Source organism: Citricoccus sp. NR2 (genome assembly GCF_027594385.1).
Taxonomy (GTDB): Bacteria; Actinomycetota; Actinomycetes; order Actinomycetales; family Micrococcaceae; genus CmP2.
In genome coordinates this window covers 1,036,079-1,058,886 of record NZ_CP115154.1, presented here as the reverse complement: position 1 = coordinate 1,058,886, position 22,808 = coordinate 1,036,079, and the positions used below count along the sequence as shown (strand labels likewise).

Genomic DNA, 22,808 nt, shown 5'->3' with positions numbered 1-22,808 from the left:
GCGACCCCGCCGTTGTACTCCCGCCCTGTAGTAGGCTCGATGAGGACGATCCACCTCGTCGTGAACCCTTGATTCATGCGACCGAAGGACGACCATGACAGGCATCATTCTCACCGGCGTTGACCGTAGCGAAACCGCCCTCCGAGCTGCTGAGAAGGCAGCCTCCCTGGCCCAGGCTCTGCACACCGAGCTACACGTGATCTCCGCATTCAGCGTGGACCTGACGCGCACCGTGCGCGCCAACATGAACGAGCACAACCCCTCCGCCACCGTCTCCGCCGTCAAGCGCGCCACCGAAGTGCGCGAGCAAGAGGCCCAGGAGACCGCCGAAGCTGTCGTCGCCCAACTCGCCAAGAAATTCGGCGATGTCGCCTTCGTTGCCCGCGCCGCGGAGGGTAGCCCCAGTTCCGTGCTGGTGCGCGAAGCCCAGGAGCACTCGGCCGAGGTGATCGTGGTGGGCAACAAGCGCGTGCAGGGTGCCTCCCGCATTTTGGGCAGCATCGCCCGCTCGGTGGCCGCCGATGCCCCGTGCGACGTCTACATCGCCCACACCCACGAGCGCTAACTCCAACACTGTGATGGCACCCGGCCTGAGTTGCTCAGGCCGGGTGCCTCCGTTTGCGTGACGGGCGCAGACCGCTCAGACCAGGGTGGCCAGCTGGTAGATCGCCAGCCCGGTGACCACCACCATGACGATCCCGCCGAGCACGTTGGCCACCACCCCGTTGCGGTGCGAGCCCAGCGACTTGGCTTTATTCATGGTGTAGAGCAGGAACCCGGTGACGATCGGTAGCAACAGACCGTTGGCTGCCTGCGCCACGATGATCACCTGAATGGGGTTCACCCCGGTGACGGCGATGACCACACCGATCAGTACCACGGCGACGGCAATGGCGCGGAACCGCTTGGACTTCATGTCTGTGCTCCAGCCCAGGATGCCCGAAATCGCGTAGGCGGCGCCCAAGGGACCCGCGAGCGCACTCGTCAGCCCCGCCGAGAACAGCCCGATCACGAACACCCAGTCCGCGGCCGGGCCCAGGAGCGGCTCCAACTGCACCGCCATGTCGGCGGCGGATTCTGCCGAGACGCCATGGACAAACAGCGTGCCCGCCGAGGTGGCCAGCACGGCCAGGGTGATCAGCCCGCCGATCGAGATCGACACCGTGTTGTCGACTTTCGCCTTGCGCAGCGACGTCTCCCGCTCCGGGTCCGCGCCCCACTTTTCTTGCACCAGCGAGGCGTGGAGGAACACGTTGTAGGGCACCACGGTGGTGCCGATCAGCGCAATCGTGGTCAGCAGCGCACCCGCGGGAATCGTCGGCACAAAAATGCCGCGGAACATGGCGCCGAAGTCCGGTTGCACCACCACGACGGTCAGGATGAAGACGACGGCCATCGCGATCACCAGCACCGTCATCACCCGCTCCACGATCTTGTAGGAGCCGGAGAGCAGCAGGAACAGCAGGATCGCGCCCACGATCAGTGCAATCACCGGGAATGGCAGCGGCAGCACGTGTTCGATCGCCAGAGAGGTGCCGGTGGTGTCGCCGCCGGCGTAGCTGGCCCCGCCCACACCGATCGCCGCCACGATGAGGATGATCATCAGGGTCTTAGCGACCGGGTGGTCGAACGTCTCGCGCATGATCTCGCCGAGGCCTTTGCCCGTCATCACGCCCAGCCGGGCGGACATCTCCTGCAGGATGATGGTGGCGATAATGGAGAACACCACCGCCCAGGTCAGGGCGAAACCGTAGTCGGCGCCGGTCACGGTGGCGGTGGTGATGGTCCCGGGACCAATAAACGAAGCGCTGATCAACAACCCGGGGCCGAGCCAGCTGCGGGAGGCTCCCTTGTTCAGGTTCTCGGGGCGAGGTGCGGGTGGAGTGTGATCGGACATGGATTCCTCCTTTGTCCGTCACGACGCTAAACCGCTCTCTGATGCAGGTCAACGGATCATCGACACCACGTTCGCTGTGCCGCCCTGCCACCCTTGACGTGACCCACGCCACCGACGGACAGTAAAACCCCCATCCCGGATCGACTTTCAGGAGCTCGTCATGCCCGCAGCACTGCACCCGTATCTCAACTTCAACGGCAACGCCCGCGAGGCGTTCGATTTCTACGGCGAAGCCCTCGGCAGCACGCCCACTTACGCCACCTTCGGCGAGTTCGGCGCCCTGCCCGAGGGACACCCGGGCATGGATCTGATCATGCACGGCTCCCTCGAGATCTCCGATCTCATTCGGCTCTACGTGTCCGACTACATCGAGGGAATGACCCCGGACGGTTTCGTGGTGGGCAACAATGTGACCCTCTCCCTGATGGGCGACGACGAGGCGACGCTGCGCTCCGCCTTCGAGAAGCTCTCCGCAGGCGGAACCGTCCAGATGCCCCTAGAAAAGCAGATGTGGGGCGACACCTACGGCGCGTTCACCGACCGGTTCGGTGTGAACTGGCAGGTCAACATCAGCTCGCCTGCTGGCGAGTAAGCGCCTCCCGGGTCTCCAGGTCCAGCTCGGAGGGGCGCCCGGATTTCGCGTCGAGGTTCACCATCACGCACTCGGCGTACACACAGCGCTGCCCCTGCTGTTCGAGCGTGTGGCAGATTGTGTAGGAGGTGCGCCCGATGCGCCCGACCCACACGGTGGCGCGCACGCCGCTGCCGTAATGCACGGCCCGGTCGAATTCGACCGTCAGGCTGCGTACCACACGGCCGCCAACCCCGGCTTTCCCGGACCCTGACCAGGCGATATCGGCCTGGACCCGGGCTTCTTCGATCAGGGTGAGCACGCGGGCGTTGTTGACGTGTCCGTTGAGATCCTGGTCCGACCAGCGCACCGCCAGCGCACAGGTGAAGGCCTCAGCGGGTGCTTCGGTCGATTGCGACGTCATGGACATCGTCCTTTCTCAGTGGTTGCTCCCATGGACCGGTCTCATCAGTGATACCACTCATCGGGATGCTGAAACTGTAGTAGTTCTCGGCGGATGCGCTCTGGAATCGGCGTCGGGGTTCCGTCCGCCTTCGACAGCATCACGATCACCGCCTCGGCATAGACGCCCACGCGCCCGTCCTGCACCAGCTCATGGCAGACGGTGTAGGAGGTGGTGCCGATCCGTGAGATCCACACCCGCGCCTCGATCATGGCGGTGCCATCGCCGTCGTCACGGTAGTTGAGTTCACGCTCATACTCGGTATACAGCGAGCGCACCACACGGTTTTCTCCAGAACCGCCGTCCGGAGTGGTGCCGGACCACACTCGTCCGGCACGGATTCGCGCCTCCTCGATGAGGGTCAGCACACGGACATGGTCGATGTGGTCGTGCAGAAGCTGGTCCGACCAGCGCAGCTGCAGCTGGCAGTTATACGCGTTCTCAGGGGCTCGTCTCGTCATCAGTGACCTTAGCGCCGCACGGACCGGGTGAACGCGCTGATGCCGGTGATGTCCCGGCCAACGATCAGTGCCTGCATGGAATCGGTGCCCTCATAGGTGGAGACCACCTCCATGTCCGTGAGGTGGCGGGCGACATGGTTCTCCAGCAGCATGCCATTGCCGCCCATCATGTCCCGGGCCTCGCGGCAGACGGCGAGCGCCTTGCGGGAGGTCACCATCTTCACCATCGAGGCCATGGGTGTGGTCAGTTCATCGCGTTCCTGCAGCTCCGCCATCCGGGAGCACAGCAGTTGCATCTGCGTGACGTCGGCCAGCATCGTGGCCAGTTTTTCTTGCACCAACTGGTAGGAGGCGATCGGGGCGCCAAACTGCTCCCGCTCGAGGGCGTACTGCGCGGCCAGCTCGAATCCGGCCATTCCATGCCCGACGGCCTCCCAGGAGGCCCCGCCCCGGGTGGCTTTCAACACCCGGTTCACCCCCGCGAAAGACTCGCAGTGTTCCAAGCGGTTCTCCTCCGACAACCGCAGATTCTCGATGACGATGTCCGCCTGGTTGATGGAGCGCTTGCCGATCTTGCCGCGGATCACCTCGGGACGGTAGCCATCGGGGTAGGAGCCGTCGTCGTTCTTCTCCACCACGAACGCCTTGACCTCGCCGTCGGCTTCATCACGCGCGAAGAGGACGATCACATCGCCGGCATGGCCGTTGCCGATCCAACGTTTGTGACCGTTCAAGATCCAGCCGTCACCGTCACGCCGAGCCGAGGTCTCCAGGGACACCGAGTCGGATCCGTGGTTCGGCTCGGTCAACGCGAATGCACCGATCTTGCGCAAGTCTGCCATCTCCGGCAGCCACCGTTGCCGCTGTTCCTCATTGCCCAGCAAGTAGATGGACCCCATGCCGAGGTTCGAATGCACACCGAAGAACGTGTTGATGGAACCATCAATTCGACCCATCTCACGGGCCACCAGACCGGCCGCCTGCCGGGACAGCCCAGGACAGCCATAACCGTCGATATAGGTGCCGGTGATGCCCAGACTGGCCAGCGGTTCTAGCACCGATTCGGGCAGGTCACCGCGCTCCCAGGCCTCGTTGATGACGGGCAGGACATGAGCCTGGCCGAAGAATCGAACCCGGTCGCGCAGCGCACGATCCTCATCACTGAGGTCGGTATCCAGCAGGAAGTAGTCGGGGTGATCAACAACCGACGTCATAGCGCGGCCTTCTTTCTGAGATCGTCGTGTGTAGCGGACGCGGGGTGGGCAGGGGTGTGGCGAATCCATTGTTCGACGGCGTCACCATCTGCTCCAAGGGCCGGCGGCGCTTTGTCATAGCGGATCGCAGACCGGCTCAACCCGATCGGGTTGCGCACGGTCGGGACTGCGTCGTCGCCGAGACCCGTCTCAACAACAGGTTCCAGACCGAGATCTTCGGCGAACTGAACGCCCTCCTTCACCGTCAGGATGGGCGAGCAGGGGACCCCGACCGCCTGGAGTCGGTCGAACCAATCCTCGGCGGTGGCCGCATTAAGCGCGGCTTCCATCGCCGTTCTCAGCTCGACGCGGTTCGCGTTGCGCGCCTCCACTGTGGCGAACCGGGTGTCATCAGCGAGATCGCCTCGGCCCAGGCAGTCGAGCATCCGCCGGAACTGGGAGTCATTGCCGCAGCAGATCACGATCTCGCGATCGTTGGCTTGGAAGGGACCATAGGGGAATAGACTGGGGTGCTCATTGCCCATCCGCATCGGATCGTTGCCGCAGGCCACCGCTCCCTCGGTCTGGTTGACCAGGCTAGACAGGGCTGACGACAACAAGTTGAGGCTGACGTGCTGGCCTTGGGAGGTGCGTCCGCGGTCGAGCAGGGACGCGAGAATCCCCACGGCCGCGTGCAGGCCAGCGACCACATCGAAGATCGCCACGCCAGTGCGCTGCGGGGGACCATCCTGGCTGCCCGTCACATGCATCATGCCCGAGACCGCCTGCGCCAGCAGATCGTAGCCCGGCATCGAGGCCCCGCCTGCGGTGCCGAATCCGGTGATGGAGGTGTGAATCAGGTGCGGCCAGCGCTCGGCGACCGCCTCTGCGTCCAGTCCGAACTGCGTAAGCCCGCCCGGCTTGAAGTTTTCCACGAAGACGTCCGCACGGTCGATGATCTGGTAGGCCGTCTCCAGGTCGTCCTGATCCTTCAGATCGAGCACGATGGACTGCTTGTTCCGGTTCACGGCCAGATAGTAGGTGCTCACCCCATCGCGATGCGGGGGAATCCACAGTCGGGTGTCATCCCCAACAGGAGCCTCCACCTTGATGACAGTGGCGCCAAGGTCTGCCAACAGCATGGTGCAGTAGGGGCCAGCCAGAACCCGACTGAAATCAGCGACCACCACGCCCTCAAGGGGACCGGCGGACGCGCTGCCGGTTCGGTCGGCGCGCTCCGGGCGAAAGTTTTCCATCGATGCCATCCCATCCATGTTTGTGTTCTGCATCACTGCGATGTAATCATGGTGATTATTACTTGTCCAATACCAAAATCCGGGCACTTATATGATCCATTAGCATCAATCTTGATTCCCCTCGGAGGCACCATGGAAGTTCATCAGGCTGAGGCGTTCCTCGTGCTTGCGGAAGAGCTGCACTTCGGGCGTGCCGCCGCACGGCTGCGCATGGCCCAGCCGCCGCTGAGTCGACTCATCAAGCAATTGGAGCGCGAACTCGGCTCGCCCCTGTTCGAGCGCACCACACGCTCCGTCACGCTGACCCCGGCCGGTGAGGCGCTCATTCGCCCGGCGCAAGGACTCCTCCGCGCCGCAGAGAATGCCCGCCAGGTCGTGTTGAACGCCGTGACCGGGGAGACCGGCCACGTGGATATCGGCTTCGCCGGTGCATCGACACAGAGTTTCGTGGGTTCGCTGGCGCACGAGGTGCGGAAGAACCACCAAGGCATCAACCTCGAATTTCACTCCTCTCAGTTCTCCCACACCGGCCTCCAACGCGTCTTGGACGGGTCCTTGGACCTGGCCATCGGACGCTGGGACTTCGTCCCGGCAGAGGTCGATTCCTATCTGCTCACCGTCGAAGAAGCGCTGGTCGTCGTCCCTTCAGGACATCCCCTGGCCAATGGATCGACAGTGCGCATGAAAGACCTCGCCCGAGACCCATGGGTCACTCTTCCCTCTGGCTTCGGTGCCGCGCTGCAGAATCGGTTAAATTCCTTGTCCATGGCCGCTGGCTTCACACCTCGAGTGGTGCAGACCGCCCCTGACTCATGGACGCTACTGGTTCTGGTCGCCGCCGGCATGGGAAGCGCCATCACCCTCGACTCGGTGCGCGATAACGCCCCGACCGAAGGGGTGTCCTTTTTGAACATCCGCGGCGGAAACACATCGCTGGAACTGCGGCTCATCTGGCGCAAGACGAATTCCAACCCTGCATTACCGCGCGTGCTCCAGGCAGCGCAAAAGCTCTACCCCTTGGAAGATGCGGCGCCAGGCGAAACCCCGGCGCCCTCGTCACCGTAGTCGTACCAACCACGGCCGGATTTTCGACCAAATCGACCCGCCTCATAGAGTTCCCGGATCAGCGGATGCGGCAGCGCCTCAGGGGCGCCGGTCTGCTCGTACTCCGCCAGTCGGATCAGGTGCACCACGTCGATGCCAACGAGATCCATGATTTCGAAGGGTCCCATCGGGTGGCCCAGGGCAGTCTTCGCCGCTGTGTCGATGTCCTCGAAGGAAGCGATGCCCGCGTCGTAGAGATCCAGGGCTTCACGCCGCAGCGCATTGAGCAGGCGATTCGCCACGAATCCTGGAATCTCCCGATTCAGGCGCACGACCGACTTTCCCATTGCCTCGGCCACGGTGACCGCCGCGTCGACCGTGACCTTCGAGGTGGCTTCGTGGGGCACCACTTCCACGCACTTCATCACCAGGGCGGGATTGAAGAAGTGCATGTTGCAGACCTTCTCTGGCCGCGACGTGGCATCGGCGATCCTGGAGGAGACGATGTTAGAGGAGTTCGTCGCCAGAATCGCGTGTTCCGGCGTGAGACGGTCGAGGTCAGCGAAGAGTTCTCTCTTGATCCCGAGATCTTCGACCGCCGCTTCGATGACGAAGTCAGCTTCGCTCAATGCCGCATCACGATCGGCGGTGAAGGAGAGACGGCTCCACGCCTCATCAACCTCAGACTGTGTTCTACGCCCCTTCTCGACGTCGCGGTTCGTCCGCTTCGTGAGCATTTCTCGGGCGGCATCGAGTTGCTCTTGGGACAGGTCAATGAGGTGGGTGCGATAGCCGGCCAGGGCCGACACTAAGCCAATTTGTGCGCCCATGGTGCCCGACCCGATGACGCAGATCTGATCAACATCCGACATACCGTCACTCCCCTTCGCGCGAGACAGCCGCGTGGCTACGATCGTGGCGCACCGCATCGAAGTCCGGGCGCCGTTTCTCCAGGAACGCCGTGGTCCCCTCCGCCTTCTCCTCGGTCGAGTACAACACGGCTTGGGCGAGCCGCTCCAGCAGGATCCCGGTCTGATGATCGGCGTCGAAACCGTGGCTGATGACCTGTTTCGCCAGTTTGATCGCCAGAGGCCCCTTGCGCCGGATGCGTTGCGCCGTTCGGTGTGCCGCGTCGAGGAGCTCATCGGGTGCGACGAGTTCGGAGATGAGCCCTGCCTGAAGGGCTTCGTTCGCATCTAGCCGTCGGCCGGTGAGAATCACGTCCGTCGCGCGGCCCACTCCAATGATTTTGGCGAGCCGCTGGGTGCCTCCGGCCGCGGGAATGATGCCGAGACCGGTTTCCGGCAGGGCGAATTGCGCCGCCGGCGACCCGATGCGAATATCGCAGGCCAAGGCGAGTTCGTGCCCACCACCGTAGGCGTAGCCATTGACAGCGGCGATCGTCGGCTTCGAGAAATTCGCAATCCGCTCGTAGAGTCGCTGCATCACGGCGCGGAGACCGTCCACCGGTGTCCTGGCGGCCAGTTCGTTGATGTCCGCCCCGGCCACGAAGGACTCGTCTCCTGAGCCGGTGAAGATGACAATGTCGACCGAGTCATCATGTTCCACCGCGTCCAGGTGCTCATGAACTCGGGCGATGACGTGGGCGTTCATCGCATTCTTCGCTTCGGGCCGATGGATGGTCAGTCGTGCCACGCCGTCGTCGTCGGCGCGGAGCACGAGATCGTCAGATGCGGTTGGTGTCATTCTCGGCACTCTCCAGTGTGTTCTTCTCGGTGGTTGTTGGTTCATCATGAGCGGCCTCGGTCGAGGTGGTGGCTCGGGAGCGTCGGGCCACGACCCAGGCGAGCGAGACCACGAGTGCAACGATCACCAGTCCGGAGATCGTGACTGTCGGCTGGGGCAGGAACATCATGAACCCGCCCACCACCAACGGGATACGGAAGAGCCAGGAGAGGCGCGTGTCCACGACGATGAGCCAGCCTGAGAAACCGCAAGCTAGAGCCGTGACGGCAACGATACTGGCCAGGGCGGCCACCGCGATCTCCCCAGCCGGTGCCTGGGCGACGAGAGCCGGGTTCAACGCGAACCCGAACGGGACGATGTACTTGACCGCCCCCAGACGCATCGCTTCCACACAGGTGCCCATCGGCGAGGCTTTGGAGATCCCGGCTGCGGCAAAGGCGGCCAGCCCCACGGGCGGGGTGATGTAGGAGACAGAGGCCCAGTAGATCACGAACAGGTGGGCCGCGATCGGGTCCACCCCCAGTGTGGTGAGGGCCGGGACCATCACGATGGCGAGAAAGACGTAGGCGGCTGAAATCGTCAACCCCATGCCCAGCACGAAGCACGCGAGCGCACCCGCAATCAAGATGAGCACGACGTTCTCCCCCACCAAGGCGACCAGGTCACGGGAGAGGGACAGCGCCACGCCGGTCGCCGAGAGGCCTCCGAGAATCAGACCGACGCCAGCAATGATCCCGATGATCTGCCCGAGAGTCTTACCAAGGTCTAGCAGCATCTCACCGATCTCCTTCGGACCGAAGCGCAGGCTTGGCTTGATGATGGCGATGAGGATCAGCAGCCCCACCACCCAGAACGGCACCTGAGCCTCGGAGCCGGTGGTGAACAACATGACCGTCAGCATGGCCAGGGCGGCCAGGTACGGCCAACCGGCGATGACCGCGGCACTAGCACGCGGAAGCAGGGACTTCGGGGTGCCGCGCAACCCGCGCAGGGCGGCGTAGCCGTCGATCTGGATGAAGATGCCGAGGAAGTAGAGGAACGCCGGAATCGCGGCGGCGATGATGATCTGGGTGTACGGCACTCCTACGAAGGACACCATCAGGAACGCGGCGGTGCCCATGATTGGCGGTGTGATGGAGCCCCCAGAGGAGGCGGTCGCCTCCACGGCGCCGGCGGTCTTCTTCGAGAATCCGCTCTTGATCATCGCGGGAATGGTCATCGGACCGGTGGTAAGCACGTTGGAGACGGCTGATCCCGACATCATGCCCATGGTAGCCGAGCTGGCGACAGCAACCTTCGCCGATCCGCCACGGTATCGTCCAAACAGCGCGGTCGACAGGTCGTGGAAGAAGTCAGCGCCTCCGGTGTGCTGCAGCACGACGCCGAAAAGCAGGAACCCGACCAGGATGGTGCCTGCCGTCTGCAACGGCAGCCCAAGAATGGACTCGGCGCCCATTACGTGCACGGTGGCCAGCGTGTTGATGTCGTAGGTGATGCCCTGCAGGAAGGCGATGGGCAACTCTCCGGCGATGACGGGATAGAGCGAGACGGCGAGCGCCAGCCCGGCTACAATCCAGCCGGCGGCACGACGCAGCACTTCCAGCACCAGCAGCCAGAACACGTAACTCAGCACTGTGGCCGTCACCGGCGAGACGAATGCCCAGCCATATTCGGCGATGTTGACCCCGTTGGCGGCGAAGTAGAGGCCGCTGCCGATGAAGATCAGCAGCAGGACGACGTCATACCAGGGAACACCGGGTTTGGCCCAGGCATGCGGAGTCTTGCGCAGCGGCTGCACGATCAGCACGATCGGGAGGAAGCAGACCGACAGCAGGTACAGGAACGAGTTGGTGAGGACCGCCAGGTCGAACAGGTTCCAGAAGAACACCTGATTCATGGTGATCAGCAGCCCCAGCAGGGTCAGGGAAACGATGACGATCCGCCACGGCGCCGTGAGCCGAGCGTTGACCGGATCATTCTCGGCGGCCCCCACTGCTGAAGCCGGGGTCGTTGCCGTCGTGTCAGCCAGTGCGTCGGCTCGCGTCAATGTTGTTCTCATCAGGATTCCTCACGCAGTCGTTTCGGAGCCGGGTTGGTCGTCGATGGCAGGCAGAGCCGGAAGGTTCTCGTTCTTCCAGGTCCGCCACTCGGTGCGCGGGCTGTCGGCATCGGCGTACTCCTCCCAAAAATCGGGCCAGGCGTCCCCCATCAGGCGCTCACGCTCCAGCAGCGCCTGATGCCGCCGCTCCATCCCGGGAGTCCACCGCCCCTGCTCCTCGAAGAACCGCACCGACCCGTCATGGAAGGGAATGACCATCGGGTCGAGGAGCACCTGGTCCAAGCCGAAGCTCTCGGCGTCTGGGGTGGCGTTCTTGAAAAGATCGAAATTCTCGTGCATCACCGTGAGCACCTGGTGCACCTCGTCCGCGGAACGATCGGCCAGAGTGGTTAGCGGAATGGAGTACTGCATGTTCACCGCCGACTCCCCGGCGGCCATTCCGGCTCCGCCGGTGAATTCTCCGGGTCGCACCATGGGCGAGAGCTCCTCCCAGGTGTCGTACCGGGAGCTGTCGTTACCCCCGAGGTCCAGCCAACGAATCGGGTACTGGCTGGCCAGCTCCTCCACGTGGGCACCCACCACGTTCTGGTACATCGCATCCAACTGGCCCGTTTTCATCGCTTCGGTTTGCTCACCGTAAGAAATATCGACGAGGGTGACGTCGTCGAAGGTCAGTCCTCCGTAGTTGAGGATCGCCAGCAGTTTGCGGTTCATCGATGTCGAGGCCACCAGCCGCGGGTACCGCTTGCCTTTGAGGTCCGCGACGGTCTCGATGCCGGAATCCTTCCGCACGAGCACCCCGTAATTGCCCGGAGGCGCCCAGATCTGCCGAATCGGCTGTGGGCCCCACACTTGCGAGGTGTACTCGTCGTCGCCCTCGAAGGCGTAATAGTACTCATCGCCGGCGCGAGCGTAGTGCGAGGTCCCGCTGATCAGGGGAGCCAGTCGTCCGATCCCGGTGTCGGAGGTCATTAACCGCACCTGAACTCCGGCGTGCTGAGTGAACATGTTCGCCACCGCCGCCACATCATTGTACGTTCCCGTGCCCGCAGAATAGGTGGACCACACCATCTGCTGGGGCAGTCCTGAGACAGTGGCGCCTCCGGCACTCGTACGAGCGCACCCCGATAGCGTGGCCAGCATTCCTGCGGCGCCCAGGCCTGCCAGGAACGTTCGACGATTCAGCGTCGGATCCATGTGCTGGTTCCTCTCTTGCGGTGACGGGCCCGAGAACCGGGCCGGAGGTACCGTCCTTTTATATCGATAGTTGTGTGATCTGCACCATAGTCGGCTTCGATTGATGACAGACGCGAAACAATTGTTGTCGTTCTCCATATAGGAGTCACGGCTGCACCGAGATCCGTTGAATCCACCCCGCATCGGTGCTTGAGTGGCACTAGTCACCCACTGTCGCACTCACCTGAGGAGCATCATGCCGAAGCACGTCACCGATCTCATGAACATCGAGGGTCAGCTCTCTACCTCCGAGCTGGAGGTCCGCGACGCGGTGGCCGATTTCGTGGACCGCCGGGTCCGTCCGAACATCGGCACCTGGTTCGATGAGGCGGTACTGCCCACCGAGTTGCTACCCGAGATGGCCGAGCTCGGGCTCTTCGGCATGCACCTCCAGGGGTACGGCTGCGCCGGAAAATCTGCCACCGAGTACGGCATCGCCATGCAGGAGATGGAAGCCGGTGATTCGGGACTGCGCACCGTCGTATCGGTACAGGGCTCGCTGGCCATGTCCGCTATCTACAAAAATGGCTCCGAGGAGCAAAAGCAGACCTGGCTGCCACGGATGGCCGCCGGCGAGGTGATCGGCTGCTTCGGCCTCACCGAGCCCACCGCAGGCTCGGATCCTTCCACCATGGCGACTCGCGCGGTATGGCGCGACGGCGCCTGGGTGCTGAACGGTGCCAAGCGCTGGATCGGGCTGGCGTCCATTGCTCAGGTGGCGATCATCTGGGCCAAGGTCTCTCACGACGACGCGCGCACCGCGGGCGCGTTGGATGAGTCCACGGTGAAGGACGGGGTGACTGAGACGGTGCGCGGATTCATCGTACCCACGGATTCCACCGGATTCACCGCTACCCCGATCACCCAGAAGCTGTCGATGCGCGCCTCCCTGCAGTGCGACATCGAACTCACCGACGTCGAGCTCGGCCCGGAGTCTCTCCTCACCGAGAACCCCGGGCTGCGCGGCCCGTTCGGCTGCCTCAACGAGGCCCGCTACGGCATCGCCTGGGGCGCGATGGGTGCGGCCCGCGACTCCGTTGAAGCCGCGATCGACTATGCGGGACAGCGCCTGCAGTTCGACAAGCCGCTGTCGGGATACCAGCTGACCCAGAAGAAGCTGGCCGATATGACCGTGGAACTGAACAAGGGTCAATTGTTGGCACTGCAGCTGGGTCGCGCCAAGGACGCCGGCACCCTGGAGAACCACATGATCTCGGTGGCGAAGCTCGCGAACTGTCGGGCGGCAATCGAGATCTGCCGCGAGGCGCGCACGATCTTCGGCGGCAATGGCATCACCACCGACTATTCACCGCTACGGCACGCGAACAACCTGGAATCGGTGCGCACCTACGAGGGCACCGACGAGGTGCACACCCTGATTCTCGGCCACCAGCTCACGGGCGTGCCTGCGTTCCGCTGAACCGCGAGCAACGTCAGGACTCAGCGGCGTCGACGGCAGTGTCGGCGGTGTCCAGCCATTCACGCAAGGTGACGCTATCGATGATGCCTTGCTGCGGGATGAGTCCACCGGAGGCGATGGTCGGCCCCAGGTAGGGGATCTCGATCAGCTTCTGGTTCTCCGCGCCCGGCAGCCGATCCGCGGCTTGCATGGCTTCTGCCACGCGCAGGGCGGTGAGCTCCTGGGGGCCGCGCACGGTCACCGTGCGCAGCGGGTGGCCCGGCCAGCGCTCGGCGTCTTCGAGCCGGTCCACCAGAATCCGGGCCACACTCGAGACCGACACCGGAGCCATTTTCATCACCGGCAGCGCGACCACCGGGCCGGCCGCCGCCATGGACACCATCACCGGGACCAGTTCGAACCACTGGGTAGAACGGATCACGGTGAGTGCGGTGCGCCCACGGCTGTGCCCACGATAGGCGCGCTCCTGGGCCGCTTTCGCCGCGTAGTACGGGTAGCCACGCCCCACTGCAGGTCGGTCGGCCTCAGCAATCGAGACCACCACCACGTGCGGCACCTGGGCGGCCTGCACGGCAGCCATGACTTCCACGGCCGCCGTCGTGAAGAACTCGCGAGCTCGGGCCGCGTTCAGGGTCGTCATGTTCAGCGTGTCGATCACTGCGTCACAGTCGGTGAACGCATCAATGAGCCGGTCGCGATCATCCGTGACATCGACCCCCATGCCCCGGTGGATCGGCACCGCCTCGTGAGCGCGGTACTCCAGCTCGCGGACGATCAATGAACCGAGGGTTCCGGTTGCTCCCAGGACGGCGATGCGCATGACCCCCATGCTACGCCCGGGACGTCATCTTCGCGAGAGTTATTGCAACTGATTCTCAGTTAAAGATAGATTGTGAGAATGAATCTCAACAAGACTCACTCATCCCGTCCATCTCACCCATCTCACCCGTCTCGACTGGCGTGGTCCGCCGCGGCATTGTCCTCCCTCTTATTCCTCTCGGCCTGCTCCCCCGGCAGCCCAGCGGTCGAAGACGACACCACCGCCTCCGCTGACACCGCAGGCGACGCCGAAGTCATTCGCGCCGAACCGCGCGAGGTCGCTTCCATTGCCCCGCGCGTGGTGATCAGCCACGAAGAGGGACTGGTCACCCTCGATGCCGAATCCGGAGAAACCCTAGACACCGTGGAGGAGCCAGGGTTCTTCCGGCTGAACAATGCCGGCGATGGCCAGCACGTGATGGTCACCGCGGGCAACGAGTTCCGCGTCTACAACGCCGGCGTTCAGGCACAGCCGCACGGGGACCACTTCCATTACTACGAGTCCGACCCGGGGCTCACCGGCGCGACATTTGACGCCGACTACGCCGGGCACGTGGTGCTGCACAATGGCCGCACCACCCTGTTCGCCGACGGCACCGGGGAGATCACCACCTTCACCTCGGCCGATTTGGCCTACGGCGAGCCGCGTGTGGACCAGACCGGGGCCGACGACCCGCACCACGGCGTGGCCATCGAGCTGACCGATGGCACGCTGCTCACCACGCAGGGCACCGAAGAGTCCCGCTCCACGGTGCAGCACGTGGAGGTGGCCGATGACGGCTCCACCGAGGTGCTCGCCGAGACCACCGACTGTCCCGGCGTGCATGGCGAGGCGGCCGCGGGGGCCGATGAGTCGGCAGAACCGAGCGACGTCGTCGTGTTCGGCTGCGAGAACGGTCCGGTGGTCTTCCGTGACGGGGACTTCCACAAGGTCGACGTCGAGCCCGAGTACCAGCGCTCCGGAAACCTGGCCGGCTCCGAGGAGTCGCCCATCGTGCTGGGCGACTGGAAGGTCGACCCAGATGCCGAGCAGGAGCGGCCCACCGAGGTGGCACTGATCAACAGCCTCGAGGATTCGGTGGAGACCGTGGATCTTGGTTCCTCCTATTGGTTCCGCTCGCTGGCACGAGGCGATGCCGGCGAGGCCCTGGTGCTCACGTACAACGGGCAGCTCAATGTGATCGACGAGCAGACCGGCGAGGTCATCGAGCGGATCGACGCCATCGAGTCATGGGAGGAGAAGGAGGACTGGCAGCAGCCCGGCCCGATTCTCAAGGCCGCCGACGGCAAGGCGTACATTACCGACGCCGAGAACCAGCAGTTGGTCATCATCGACCTGGACTCCGCCGAGGTGGAGCAGCGCATCGACCTGGACGTGACCCCGGTGGAGATGGCCGTGGTGACCGGCAGCGCCGAGGCCCCGAAGCACGAGGAATCAGCCAGCGAGGACCACGATCACGACCACGGTGGCGAGGACGAGGAACACGATCACGACCACTGACAGGTCGCATGAGCTCATTCAGACGCGCTGAGTACCTCGCGAGACAGCGGGGCGAGAGTGATCCCGGGAGCGGTTTTCGTTCCCGGGATCACCCATGTCTGCTCCTCGATTTCAGCGCGCACCCGCAACTCCTGTCCGGCCCAAGCGGGGGCGGGAAGTACGAACACCTCGGCGTGCAGGTCCCAGCCGGGCTCGTTCGCTGCGCTGGTCAGGCGACTCCCCTGGTACTGCAAGTGCTCCGGGGCCACGCGGATGCCGGTTTCCTCGAGCAGCTCGCGGACGGCCGCCTCGCGCGGGCTCTCGCCGGGTTCGGGCTTGCCGCCGGGGAACATGAAGGAGTCGGTGCCGCGTTTGCGCACCAGGGCCACCGCGCCGTCGTGACGATGCACCACGACTGCGGAGACGGTGATCGTTCCGGGGACTGCGCTCATGGCAGTCACTGTACCGGGATCAATGCAGGATCAGAGTGGTGACGATGGCGAGCATGATGCAGCCCACCGAGAAATCGATGATCCGCCAGGTGCGCGCGGTGTCGAGCACCGACGAGAGCGCGCGCCCGCCCACGGTCAGCACGCCGAGCCACAGCGACGAGGCCAGCACCGCGCCGACGGCGAACATCCAGCGCTGGGCACCGAAGGAGTTGGCCACGGTCCCCAGCAGCACCACGGTGTCGAGAATGGCGTGCGGATTCAGCAGCGAGACCGACAGCGCAGCCAGAACAACGTTGCGCAGCGAGGTTTTCCGCGGGGTACTGCGGCCCACCACCACGGTCATCTGCTGCGTGGTCGGCTGGGTGAGCACCGCAGTGCCGCCGCCCTCGTGAGGCGCTGCTTCGGAGCCGGTATTCGTCGACGGCGCCGGCGCCGGGGTGTCGTTCACTGAGAGCCCGGCGGCCCTCGGACGCCAGGCGGAGCGGAATGACATGGCGGCGAAGCCGATCAGGTAGACCACCCCGGCCCACTTCAGCACCATGAGCAGCCACGGCGCTTGCTCCGAAATCACGCCCACCCCGGCGGTGCCGGCGAAGATGAGGATCACGTCCGAGACCAGACAGATCGTCACGATCAGCGCCACGCGGTCTCGCCGAATGGACTGACGCAGCACATACGCCGACTGCGCCCCGATGGCGACGACGAGGGCGAGAGCAGTGAAGAATCCGGTCACGAGGAAGGTCATGCCTCCACGCTAAGAACGGATGCGAATCCGCACCAGCGCAAGATTCTTCAGGGTATTAAGCTTTACTTCATGAACACGGATCACCTGCGTGCGCTGGCTGCCGCTGTGGATGAGGGCACCTTCGACGCCGCCTCCGCCCTGCTCGGCGTCTCCGGCTCCGCCTTCTCCCAGCGCATCAAGGCGCTCGAGCGCGACGCCGGGCAGGTGCTGCTGGCTCGCACCATCCCGGTCACCGCCACCCCGGCCGGGGAAAAGATGCTGCGCCTAGCCCGTCAGGTCATCGCCTTGGAAGACGACACCCGACGCGCCCTGGGCCGGGGCACCGGTGGGCGAACCGTGTTGCCGGTGGCGGTCAACGCGGATTCACTAGCTACTTGGTTCGTGGAGGTGCTGCGCCAGGCCGCCACCTGGGACGACGCCGTGCTGCAGCTGCATATGGAGGATCAGGAGCACACCCACGACCTGCTGCGATCCGGGGCTGTGGTTGCCGCGATCACCGAACATCCGACGCCGGTGAGCGGCTGCACCGTCACACGCCTGGGCACCATGGACTACTACCCGGCGGCTGCCACCGCCCTGCTGAATCAGTTTCGCGACGGCAACGGCAACCCCGACTTCGGGCACCTCCCAGTGATCGACTTCGGAACCCGCGACGGGTTACAGCGATCCCGGTTATCCGAGCACGCCCGCACGATCGGAGTACCGCGGCTCGACCCGCCGCGCCACCTGGTGCCATCCTCCGAGGCGTATCTGCGCGCCGTCGAGGCCGGCCTGGGCTGGGGCATGCTGCTCACCGATCAGATCCCACCCAGCGTTACCGAAGGCACCCACCCTGATCTGGAGCTGATCACCGCGCTGAACCCCTCCCGAGTCACCCTGCACTGGCAACGCTGGACCTCCGGCACCCCCGCCTTGGACCGCCTCACCGAGGCAGTCCACCTGGCCGCCCGCCACATGCGCTGAGCGCGTCTGCTGGCCACCCGCGGACACTCGACGTCGCATTTTCTTCAAATTTTGATCACCTGAAGAAGGAGGAGTACGGTGGAGATGGCGTTGCCCACTCGGGCACACCTCGAACCCTGATCGCCCACGCAAGGGCGGTCACCGCAACGGAAAGAGGAATACTATGCAGATCACCGCCGCCATCACCCGGGGCACCGGCGAACCCTTCGAGATCACTACCCTGGAGCTGGATGACCCCCGCGCCGGGGAAGTGCAGGTCAAGCTCACCGCCACCGGCGTCTGCCATACCGACGCCATCGTGCGCGACCAGGTCTACCCCACTCCCCTGCCCGCCGTGCTCGGCCATGAGGGCGCCGGCGTCGTCGAGAAGGTCGGCGAGGGCGTCACCACCGTAGCCCCCGGGGACAAAGTGGTGCTGGGATTCAACTCCTGCGGCTCCTGCCCGCAGTGCCTGAGCGGCAAGCCCGCCTACTGCCAGCACTTCTACGACTACAACTTCGCCGGCACCCGCCCCGATGGCACCAGTGCGCTCTCCGACGGCGACACCGCGGTATCGTCGCATTTCTTCGGTCAGTCTTCCTTCGCCAGCCACGCCAACGTCTCCGCTCGCTCCGTGGTGAAGGTCGACGACGACGCCCCGCTCGAGCTGCTTGGCCCTCTGGGCTGCGGGCTGATGACCGGCGCGGGTTCCATCATCAACTCGCTGTCCGTGGGCGCCGGTGAGTCCGTGGCGATCTTCGGCACCGGTGCCGTGGGTTCCGCCGCCATCATGGCTGCCGCCGCCGTGGGTGCCACCACCATAATCGCCATCGACCTGGTGGATTCCCGCCTGGAGCGCGCCCGCGAGTACGGCGCCACCCACACCATCAACTCGGGCACCGAGGATCTGGCCGCGCGTCTGGCCGAGATTACCGCCGAGCAGGGCGTCAACGTTGCCCTGGACACCACCGGGGTGACCGCGGTGACCCGTCAGGCGGCCGATGCGGTGGGCATTAAGGGTCGCGTCGGACTGGTCGGCGCACCGGCACTGGGCGATGAGGCCACCTTCGAGGTGGGCGCCTCACTGCTGAAGGGCTGGTCGTTCCGCACCATCATCGAGGGTGACGCCGTGCCGCAGGACTTCATTCCGCGGCTGGTGCACTTGTGGCGCAACGGACAATTCCCGATCGAGAAGCTGATCAAGACCTACCCGCTGGATCAGATTAACCAGGCTTTCGAAGATTCGAAGTCGGGTGAGACGATCAAGCCGATCGTCACCTTCTGATCAGGAACTCAGGCCGCGCTGGGTGCGGCGCAGCTGGGCCAACTGTTCGGCCCGCTGCCGCCGCACCATGCGCGCGTCGATGATCACCAGGGCGATCACGACGGCGAAGCCGAGGAGTGCGAGCCCGGCCACGCTCCAGGCCTCGCCGGAGGTGTCGGGCAGGAACAGGTTCCGCGCCTCATCCTGCCAGGGCCAAAGGGTGCGCAGCCCGCCGATCATCACACCGGTCAGTACCGCCAGGGTGAGCGTGTGATAGTGCTCCAGCAGCCATTTCAGCACCTTGACCACCACGATCATCCCTAGCACCGCGCCCACGAAGAAGATGCCCAAATAACCGAAGTCACGCTCATCCACGGCGCGCAGCGTGGGCTCGTACAGCCCGAAGGTCAGCAGCAGGAACGATCCCGAGAGCCCGGGCAGCACCAACGCTGAGATCGCCACCGCGGCAGCCGGGATGAGCACCAGAGGGCTGGGCTCAACGTCGGTGGGCGGCAGGGAGACGAGGAAGAAAATTCCGACCGCGGCAACCACCCCGAGGGCAAGATGCCAGGGGCGCAACCGGATGTGGGTGGAGTCTTTCCCCAGAATTTCGTGCTGCACCCTGCGGAACGTCAGGTCCTCGAGCATCATGCGGGCGGGTACGGCCACTGAGGCCAGCACCATGCCGAAGAACAGCCCGCGCATGGTGACCGGGTGGTTTTCCATCGCGTCGGCCATCGGCCCGGCCACGGTGAACACCGCCAGCAGCATTCCGATCGCTACGGGCATCACCACGCGCCAATGCACACGGGCCAGCTCAGCGGTGAACCCGGCTTTGCGGTCGGGACCGGTCACCAGCTTCCTGAACGCCGAAATCACGGCCGAGGCGGAGTCGATGATCTGGTGGTAGATTCCCACCACGAGTGCCACAGTGCCGCCGGAGACGCCGGGCACGGTCTCGACGGCGCCGATGAGCGCACCGCGCACCAGATTGCCGACCACGGAAGTGCGGCGGTGGGGCGGTGTGGTGTTCTCAGGGGTCTCAGTCATCGTGCGGGGCTCCTCGGCGGCTGGGGTGGGCACGGTGCCCCAGTCTATCGATTTCGTGCCGGAACTCCGGGCTGGTGTGATGCGTGACGCTACGCGCAGCGGCATGACAGGCTAGGGGCATGACTATCAGGGTGTTGCTGTGGAGATTCGGAGCGATCGGGCGCCAGCTGGCGGATCAGTTGCGTCCGGAGCGTGAGTCCGGTGCGATGCACCTCACCGCGGTGGTACGCGACGTCGAAGCGCATCGTGAGCGGGGTGATCACGGGGTGGACCTCCGCCCGGGCGTCACCAACGTGGACTGGCAGGCGGCCCTGGACGACGTCGATCTGGTGGTGGAGTGCGCCGGGGTGTCCCCCGCCCGGCAGCGCGGCCCCGACGTGATCGGCTCCGGGCGCGTCCTCGTGCTCGCTTCGGTGGGGGCACTAGCCGATCCTGACACCGCCCGGGCGTTGCTGTCGGGCCCGGGGCGGCTGTGGGTCACCCACGGGGCGATCGGCGGATTCGACGTGCTCGCCTCGGCCGCGGAGGCCGGCGGGCTCGATACCGTGCGGATCCGCACTCGGAAGCTGGCATCGTCGCTGATCCGCCCGTGGATGGATACGGAGCAAACCCAGCAGCTGCGTCGCCTCGCCCCGGGCGAGGATCCGGTGACCGTGTTTTCGGGTCATCCTGCCGAGGCCATCGAACTGTTTCCGGGCAATGTCAATGTGGCGGTCGCCCTGGCCTGGGCCACCCGCGGCGGGTTTCCCGGTGACGACGTCGAGCAGTTGGCGGCGTCGTTGCAGCGGGTCGAGGTTGAATTGTTGGCCGATCCCGACGCCGAGTTGAGCACGCACGAAATGAGCGCCTCCGGGCCGGCGGGTCGGTTGATGTTCAGCTTCGAGTCCGCGCCGAGCCCGGAGAATCCGAAGACCTCCGGGCTCACGGCCCTCTCGGTGGCGCACACTCTGCGCATCGCCCTGGATCAGCGCAGGTCGGTGACGGAGACGAACTCGTAATCCAGCTCTTGGAGCCCTTCGACCATCTGGCGCAGGTAGTCGTGGTCGAGGAACGGGTGGAAGTAGAAGCTGGCGGTGGATTCGCGCACCACCAGGTTGTTTTCCGCGCGTTTCAAGAGTGACGATGGCGGCCGTGGGGCGTGGTTGTTTTGCTCGACTTCGGTGACGTTCTCGATGTTCTCCGGGTAGACGGTGGATCCGTAGATATCGTTTACCGAGTACGGGAACACCTGGCTGACGCTGTTTTCCGGGGTGATCTCGCCGTGGGAGATGGAGCCGCCGTAGTACTCGACCTGGTCGTAGCGGGCGTCGTATTCTTCGGCCATGGCCAGGTAGGAATTGATGGACCCGGAGTAGTGCGGGGTTTCGAAGACGGTGGGCTCGCCGAGCCCGGCCTCGATCATGATTTCCTTGCCGCGCTCCATGCGGGCCTTGTGGTCGTCAATGGAGTCGGCGGCAACCGGTCCGAGCTTACGAATCCAGGAGTCCTGCTTGCATTCTTCCCATTCGTAGGGCGGTTCCTCGGTAGCCGAGCAACGGTGGGCGTAGAACTCGTAGTCCTCACCGGAACGCACCGAGTAGGGGTTACGGTCCGAGGAATATTGGTGCGTGGTGCCGTGCTGGATCAGGGTTCCGCCTCGCTCCTGCATGTACTTCAGCGCCTCCACTACCTCGGGGGAATCCAGCAGCGACAGTCCGTAATAGTCATCGCCGTCCGGGGTGACGTCCACCATCACCGGCACCACAGCCACTTGGAAGGGCACATCAACAGAGGAGAGGTAGTCCGCAATGTCGCGCAGGTGCTGGGGGTTGGCTTCCGGGCCCACGTCTTCGAATCGCACCGCGGCCTGGCGGACGGGCTCAATGTCCGAGTCGAGTAGCTCGTAGTAGAGGTCGGAGTAGATGGTGTAGAGCCCGTTGGTGTTGAGGTAGTGGAACGGGATCTCGGTGACCACGGTGAGGTTATCCGAGCGGAACACCCAGGGGGCGCTGGTCTCGTCGAGGCCCTCGGCGCACACCACTGGCTCGTTTTCCTGGTGGCAGTATCCGGTGGCCAGCACGTCGACGTCGTCGGAGAGCTCACGGGGCACGTTGACGGATCCACCGGTTTCCACCGCACGGGTCACGGTGTGCTCACCGTACTCGAGCTCGTCAACCACGGTGCCGTCGACGGCGACGCGGTTCATCGGGTCCCAGCCGTACTGATCCACGAAGGAGACACCCGCTTCGGCATCACGGTCGGCGAGCTGGGACACGTTGTAGCCCAGCCACATCACCGGTACCTCTCCGGCCCGCACGTCGTCGAGCAGGGCGGTCGGCACCTCGGTGGAGTAACTCGCGCCGACGTAAATCAGGGCGTCGTAGGCGTTGATGTCGCCGGCCTTGTACTCGTCCAGCTGCCGGATCTCGGTCATGCCGAAGTGGGTGGCCAGGTTAGCCGCCAGGATGGCGTAAATATCGGCCTTGACGTCTTCGGGGGCGTTTTCGTCATAGACCACCAGGGTTTCGGTGCCGCCTTCGTTGCCGTAGCGGGTGTCCAGGATGGGGCTGGTGTCTTCAGCGGCCACGCCGGCGGGCACACCGTGGATGAATTCCTCGGTGAGCGCGGAGTTTTCGAAGGGAACCAGGGAATCGTCGGTCACCCAAAAGATGGCGCCGACGGCGATGATCGGCACGAGCAGGGCGGCCGAAATCCATCCGAATTTTGTCTTGCGGGAAAGTCGATATGACGGACTGTCCATGATGTTCTA

The 22,808-nt window shown here is 64.6% G+C and carries 22 protein-coding genes; 8 read left to right on the top strand and 14 right to left on the bottom strand.

What is annotated here, in order from left to right; genetic code table 11:
* The first annotated feature begins 94 nt into the window (after positions 1-94).
* Positions 95-565: a universal stress protein gene (locus O1A05_RS04945; protein WP_270106949.1), complete on the top strand. Its 471-nt coding sequence runs from the start codon at positions 95-97 to the stop codon at positions 563-565.
* A gap of 75 nt (positions 566-640) precedes the next feature.
* On the opposite strand, the gene O1A05_RS04940 is transcribed toward O1A05_RS04945, so the two are convergent.
* Complete coding sequence (locus O1A05_RS04940) at positions 641-1,897, bottom strand: Nramp family divalent metal transporter (protein ID WP_270106948.1); 1,257 nt, start codon at positions 1,895-1,897, stop codon at positions 641-643.
* Positions 1,898-2,057: 160 nt separating this feature from the next.
* Here O1A05_RS04940 and O1A05_RS04935 point away from each other — a divergent pair, with 160 nt between their 5' ends.
* On the top strand, positions 2,058-2,489 hold the full coding sequence (locus O1A05_RS04935) for a VOC family protein (protein WP_270106947.1): 432 nt from the start codon (positions 2,058-2,060) through the stop codon (positions 2,487-2,489).
* Here O1A05_RS04935 and O1A05_RS04930 read toward each other — a convergent pair.
* From O1A05_RS04930 to O1A05_RS04915, 4 genes are read right to left on the bottom strand one after another with little or no spacing between them, the layout of a single operon-like run.
* On the bottom strand, positions 2,467-2,892 hold the full coding sequence (locus O1A05_RS04930) for an acyl-CoA thioesterase (RefSeq protein ID WP_270106946.1): 426 nt from the start codon (positions 2,890-2,892) through the stop codon (positions 2,467-2,469). The two genes, O1A05_RS04935 and O1A05_RS04930, sit on opposite strands and share 23 nt — an antisense overlap.
* Before the next feature lie 44 nt (positions 2,893-2,936).
* The gene (locus O1A05_RS04925; protein ID WP_270106945.1) at positions 2,937-3,392 is read right to left on the bottom strand and encodes an acyl-CoA thioesterase; all 456 of its coding nucleotides are present in this window, start codon (positions 3,390-3,392) and stop codon (positions 2,937-2,939) included.
* A gap of 8 nt (positions 3,393-3,400) precedes the next feature.
* A complete protein-coding gene (locus O1A05_RS04920; protein WP_270106944.1) occupies positions 3,401-4,606 on the bottom strand; it encodes an acyl-CoA dehydrogenase family protein in 1,206 nt (401 codons plus the stop codon).
* Positions 4,603-5,841, bottom strand: a complete 1,239-nt coding sequence (locus O1A05_RS04915) for a CaiB/BaiF CoA transferase family protein (RefSeq protein WP_270106943.1) — start codon at positions 5,839-5,841, stop codon at positions 4,603-4,605. Before O1A05_RS04915 ends, O1A05_RS04920 begins: the two co-directional genes overlap by 4 nt.
* Before the next feature lie 132 nt (positions 5,842-5,973).
* On the opposite strand from O1A05_RS04915, the gene O1A05_RS04910 reads away from it, so the two are divergent.
* A complete protein-coding gene (locus O1A05_RS04910) occupies positions 5,974-6,906 on the top strand; it encodes a LysR substrate-binding domain-containing protein (protein WP_270106942.1) in 933 nt (310 codons plus the stop codon).
* Here the strand turns inward: O1A05_RS04910 and O1A05_RS04905 are convergent.
* The 4 genes from O1A05_RS04905 to O1A05_RS04890 are packed head-to-tail and all read right to left on the bottom strand — an operon-like array spanning position 6,852 to position 11,848.
* Positions 6,852-7,757, bottom strand: a complete 906-nt coding sequence (locus tag O1A05_RS04905) for a 3-hydroxyacyl-CoA dehydrogenase family protein (protein WP_270106941.1) — start codon at positions 7,755-7,757, stop codon at positions 6,852-6,854. The genes O1A05_RS04910 and O1A05_RS04905 overlap by 55 nt on opposite strands.
* A gap of 4 nt (positions 7,758-7,761) precedes the next feature.
* Positions 7,762-8,592, bottom strand: a complete 831-nt coding sequence (locus O1A05_RS04900) for an enoyl-CoA hydratase/isomerase family protein (protein ID WP_270106940.1) — start codon at positions 8,590-8,592, stop codon at positions 7,762-7,764.
* Entirely contained in the window at positions 8,573-10,651 is a 2,079-nt protein-coding gene (locus O1A05_RS04895; protein WP_270106939.1) for a TRAP transporter permease, read from the bottom strand. The genes O1A05_RS04900 and O1A05_RS04895 overlap by 20 nt, the downstream gene beginning before the upstream one ends.
* Before the next feature lie 9 nt (positions 10,652-10,660).
* Positions 10,661-11,848, bottom strand: coding sequence for a TAXI family TRAP transporter solute-binding subunit (locus tag O1A05_RS04890; protein ID WP_270106938.1), 1,188 nt, complete (start codon positions 11,846-11,848; stop codon positions 10,661-10,663).
* Positions 11,849-12,083: 235 nt separating this feature from the next.
* Here O1A05_RS04890 and O1A05_RS04885 point away from each other — a divergent pair, with 235 nt between their 5' ends.
* Complete coding sequence (locus tag O1A05_RS04885) at positions 12,084-13,307, top strand: acyl-CoA dehydrogenase family protein (RefSeq protein WP_270106937.1); 1,224 nt, start codon at positions 12,084-12,086, stop codon at positions 13,305-13,307.
* Between the two features lie 13 nt (positions 13,308-13,320).
* On the opposite strand, the gene O1A05_RS04880 is transcribed toward O1A05_RS04885, so the two are convergent.
* Positions 13,321-14,127: an SDR family oxidoreductase gene (locus O1A05_RS04880; RefSeq protein ID WP_270106936.1), complete on the bottom strand. Its 807-nt coding sequence runs from the start codon at positions 14,125-14,127 to the stop codon at positions 13,321-13,323.
* 156 nt (positions 14,128-14,283) lie between these two features.
* Between O1A05_RS04880 and O1A05_RS04875 the strand changes: the two genes are divergently transcribed.
* Complete coding sequence (locus O1A05_RS04875; RefSeq protein WP_270106935.1) at positions 14,284-15,627, top strand: hypothetical protein; 1,344 nt, start codon at positions 14,284-14,286, stop codon at positions 15,625-15,627.
* A gap of 14 nt (positions 15,628-15,641) precedes the next feature.
* Here the strand turns inward: O1A05_RS04875 and O1A05_RS04870 are convergent, their stop codons facing one another.
* Complete coding sequence (locus O1A05_RS04870) at positions 15,642-16,058, bottom strand: NUDIX hydrolase (RefSeq protein WP_270106934.1); 417 nt, start codon at positions 16,056-16,058, stop codon at positions 15,642-15,644.
* 19 nt (positions 16,059-16,077) lie between these two features.
* Positions 16,078-16,803 (bottom strand): LysE/ArgO family amino acid transporter, encoded by a 726-nt coding sequence (locus tag O1A05_RS04865; protein ID WP_270106933.1) that lies wholly within the window; start codon positions 16,801-16,803, stop codon positions 16,078-16,080.
* Between the two features lie 69 nt (positions 16,804-16,872).
* On the opposite strand from O1A05_RS04865, the gene O1A05_RS04860 reads away from it, so the two are divergent.
* Together O1A05_RS04860 and O1A05_RS04855 are read left to right on the top strand one after the other, a co-directional pair.
* The gene (locus O1A05_RS04860) at positions 16,873-17,766 is read left to right on the top strand and encodes an ArgP/LysG family DNA-binding transcriptional regulator (protein ID WP_270106932.1); all 894 of its coding nucleotides are present in this window, start codon (positions 16,873-16,875) and stop codon (positions 17,764-17,766) included.
* A gap of 163 nt (positions 17,767-17,929) precedes the next feature.
* Positions 17,930-19,030 (top strand): NAD(P)-dependent alcohol dehydrogenase, encoded by a 1,101-nt coding sequence (locus O1A05_RS04855; RefSeq protein ID WP_270106931.1) that lies wholly within the window; start codon positions 17,930-17,932, stop codon positions 19,028-19,030.
* On the opposite strand, the gene O1A05_RS04850 is transcribed toward O1A05_RS04855, so the two are convergent.
* The gene (locus tag O1A05_RS04850; RefSeq protein WP_270106930.1) at positions 19,031-20,059 is read right to left on the bottom strand and encodes a DUF368 domain-containing protein; all 1,029 of its coding nucleotides are present in this window, start codon (positions 20,057-20,059) and stop codon (positions 19,031-19,033) included. It lies immediately after the preceding gene.
* A gap of 119 nt (positions 20,060-20,178) precedes the next feature.
* Between O1A05_RS04850 and O1A05_RS04845 the strand changes: the two genes are divergently transcribed.
* Complete coding sequence (locus tag O1A05_RS04845) at positions 20,179-21,057, top strand: aspartate dehydrogenase domain-containing protein (RefSeq protein ID WP_270106929.1); 879 nt, start codon at positions 20,179-20,181, stop codon at positions 21,055-21,057.
* On the opposite strand, the gene O1A05_RS04840 is transcribed toward O1A05_RS04845, so the two are convergent.
* On the bottom strand, positions 21,024-22,799 hold the full coding sequence (locus O1A05_RS04840; RefSeq protein ID WP_270106928.1) for a DUF2334 domain-containing protein: 1,776 nt from the start codon (positions 22,797-22,799) through the stop codon (positions 21,024-21,026). The genes O1A05_RS04845 and O1A05_RS04840 overlap by 34 nt on opposite strands.
* Between the last annotated feature and the right edge of the window lie 9 nt (positions 22,800-22,808).